This window comes from Skermanella sp. (genome assembly GCF_059503625.1).
Map to the genome: position 1 here is coordinate 1 of NZ_JCACHA010000381.1, position 2,614 is coordinate 2,614.

General features: G+C 61.4%; 3 protein-coding genes and 1 pseudogene. 2 read left to right on the forward strand and 2 right to left on the reverse strand.

Going from position 1 to position 2,614, the window contains the following annotated elements:
• Positions 1 to 63 precede the first annotated feature (63 nt).
• A pseudogene (locus AC5JJ6_RS08575) lies at positions 64 to 213 on the forward strand (IS66 family transposase); the annotation flags it as partial.
• Between the two features lie 20 nt (positions 214 to 233).
• Positions 234 to 707, forward strand: a complete 474-nt coding sequence (locus AC5JJ6_RS08580; protein WP_496041634.1) for an ATP-binding protein — start codon at positions 234 to 236, stop codon at positions 705 to 707.
• Positions 708 to 714: 7 nt separating this feature from the next.
• On the opposite strand, the gene AC5JJ6_RS08585 is transcribed toward AC5JJ6_RS08580, so the two are convergent.
• Together AC5JJ6_RS08585 and AC5JJ6_RS08590 are read right to left on the reverse strand one after the other, a co-directional pair.
• Positions 715 to 1,386 carry a PRC-barrel domain-containing protein gene (locus AC5JJ6_RS08585; protein ID WP_496041635.1) on the reverse strand — a complete coding sequence of 224 codons (672 nt, stop codon included), beginning with the start codon at positions 1,384 to 1,386 and terminating at the stop codon, positions 715 to 717.
• A gap of 234 nt (positions 1,387 to 1,620) precedes the next feature.
• Positions 1,621 to 2,490 (reverse strand): universal stress protein, encoded by an 870-nt coding sequence (locus tag AC5JJ6_RS08590; RefSeq protein ID WP_496041636.1) that lies wholly within the window; start codon positions 2,488 to 2,490, stop codon positions 1,621 to 1,623.
• Positions 2,491 to 2,614 lie beyond the last annotated feature (124 nt).

Here is a 2,614-nt window from a genome sequence, read left to right on the forward strand (position 1 = left end):
GGAGTCGAACTCCTCGCGCAGCCGCATAGCGACGGTACCCTTCGGAAAAGCGGCACGGCGGCGCTCGAAGCCCAGCTGGTGTCGTTCTCCGGTATCCTCCAGGTCGACGGCTACGCGGCGTACAAGAAGCTTGTCCGTCACCGGACAGGGGCACCGATCCGGCTCGCCTTCTGTCTGGCGCATGCGCGCCGGAAGTTCGTGGCGGTGTTCAAAACCCAGAAGCTGGCGCACTGATGCGGCGGCTTGCCAGGGTCAATCTCCTGATCCTCGATGACGGGATGATGAGCGAACTGACCGCGACTCAGCGGCGGGATCTGATGGAGATTGTCGATGACCGCCATGACCGCGGCTCGATCATTTTGGCCTCCCAAATCCCCCTGTCCAGCCGGCATCGGGCGATTGGGGTTCCACTTATACCGAGGCGATACTCGACCGCATTGTTCACATCGCCTATCGGATTGAACTCCAGGGCGACTCCCTGCGAAAACCGGCTCGTGGTGCACCGCCCCTTCCGGCAGCGCCGTCGCCCTTGCGAAGTGCCTGCTACGGTTGAGTCGCAGGTGGCCGGATTGATGGAAATGCCGGTCGGATTCATGAACATGTGCACCCAGTTGCTGCCGGTCCTTTGGTTCACGGTTACCGTCAGCAGGCACGCCCCATTCTCGGCGATCATCTTGGTCAGCGCCGTACCGTGCATTTCGGACTAGGTGCCCCTCAATCATTCTGCCGGGCCTGGTCTTCGCTTCCGGGCTGGATCTCGGCCTGTTTCGCATTGATGCGGATTTCCTTGCCGCCCTTGTTGATCTCAGCCACTTTGCTCCACGGCACCTCATAGAGAGCATCCCCGATGACGCCGAGAAGGCCACCCGTGCTGATCAACAGCTTCTCGACCTGGCCGGTCTGAAGGTTGAGCACGGTGCCGGCGACCTTCCCAAAATCTTCCTTGTCGACAAGGTTGACGCTCATCTCCGACAAATCTTCGACCAGCACCTGATTGCCGGCGAGCCCGCCGCCGGCCCGGGAATTGGTTGGTGACTGGGCATCGGTTGTGTTCGTCGGTGTAGCCTGCTCGGTGTTGGGCCTGCTGGTATTACCGTCCCCACTAGGTTGGGCGCTGGATCCGGGCGGCGGCTTGACGTTGGTTGCGGCAGTATCGCCTTCCTTTCCAATGGCAGGCTGGTGCGCTCCCTGTGCCTGAACATGCGGATCGGCCGGTCTCGCCTGCTCGGTGCCTTCCGGACCAGCCATGGAGCGCCCGGCACCAAGGGTTTCAGGTGTCTGGACGCCTTCCTTCTGGTCAACCGGCTTTCGGCCTCCCATATCCGGAGCCACTTGCGCGTAGCCGGATGCTGCTACGGTGGTTACCAGGGTAGTGGCGATCAGCATTGATCTCAGTAACACAGCGTGTCTCCGTTCGACATGAGTCTGGTTTGCGCTCCAACAGAAGATCATCGACCGGCGTTCCCGGTTCCTGTCCGGCCAGTGCCGGAAAAAGGCGGCATCATCGCGGCGTCAGGCAAGCTGTGGGGCCCTGAAGGATTCCTGAACCTTCGACCCATGCCACTGATACGTGAACGACACCCGTTCTCCCGGTGTGATTTCATGTTCGCCAGGATTTGGTCAATAGGCAACCAGCAGCGGCAGCCTGGCCTGAGCAATGATGTCACGTGACACATTGCCGAGAACAAACTCGCTCAGCCGCCCTCTGCCCGAGCACCCCATGACCAGCAGATCGGCATGGACCTGTTCAGCCGCCGCAAGAAGGGTCGCGGCAACCGAGCTTCCCGCTTGCACCACCTCCGCATCCCTGGCCTTGATGCCGTGAAGTCTCAGGTACTCGACCATCAGATCGCATCGGCCATGGTCGAGGCCGGTGTTTGGCTGATGGACACTGATTGTCATGATATGGACTTCTCGAGCAACGTACAGGAACGGCAAGGCTCCGGCGATCGCCCGTGTGGCGTGTTCGGTGCCATTCCAGGCCACCGCGACCACGTCACCCATTCCTTCGCTCAAGAGCGGCGGGCAGAGCAACATCGGCCTCCCGGCGATCGAAACGACGGCCCGTCGGGCTTCCACCGCATTGGCATTGGCACTCGGACCATGATGAGCAAACACGACGAGGTCGGACGCGCGGGCCTCGATGGCGACGGCCTCCGGAGGGCCAACCACCTTCCGGAGCCGGGCGGTCGGATCACCACCGGGCACGTGGGTTTCGGCTTCCCGGATACCGGCGTCGGCGCAGGCCGCATGGAAATAGCGCCTGGTCAGACGGTAACGCGGTTCGCTATCGTCCCATCCGTCTGATATCAGGGCATCCGCGAGCAAGCCTGGTCCGTCGGAGGGAAGGGGTTCTTCCGTCTCGTCCGAGCAAACAAAAAGCGCATCGAGGTGGCATTGGAATCTTTCTGCGATCTGGAACGCACTCTTCAGCGCCATCTGATCCGATGGATCACCGGTGAGATGAACCGTGATCTTCCGCAACGGCATCAGGTCCTCTTTCAAGACGAGACACGAAAATCTGACGAGCGTCCCAGGTGATCAACAGGGCATGGTCGAAAATGCTGCGGGCCCCAAAGCAGAAAGGCCGCCCCGAGGGGCGGCCGTTCAATTG

Coding starts and splice junctions, on each gene's coding strand:
- AC5JJ6_RS08580 (WP_496041634.1), top strand. CDS start 234: ATGCGGCGGCTTGCCAGGGTCAATCTCCTGATCCTCGATGACGGGATG.
- AC5JJ6_RS08590 (WP_496041636.1), bottom strand. CDS start 2,490: ATGCCGTTGCGGAAGATCACGGTTCATCTCACCGGTGATCCATCGGAT.
- AC5JJ6_RS08585 (WP_496041635.1), bottom strand. CDS start 1,386: ATGCTGATCGCCACTACCCTGGTAACCACCGTAGCAGCATCCGGCTAC.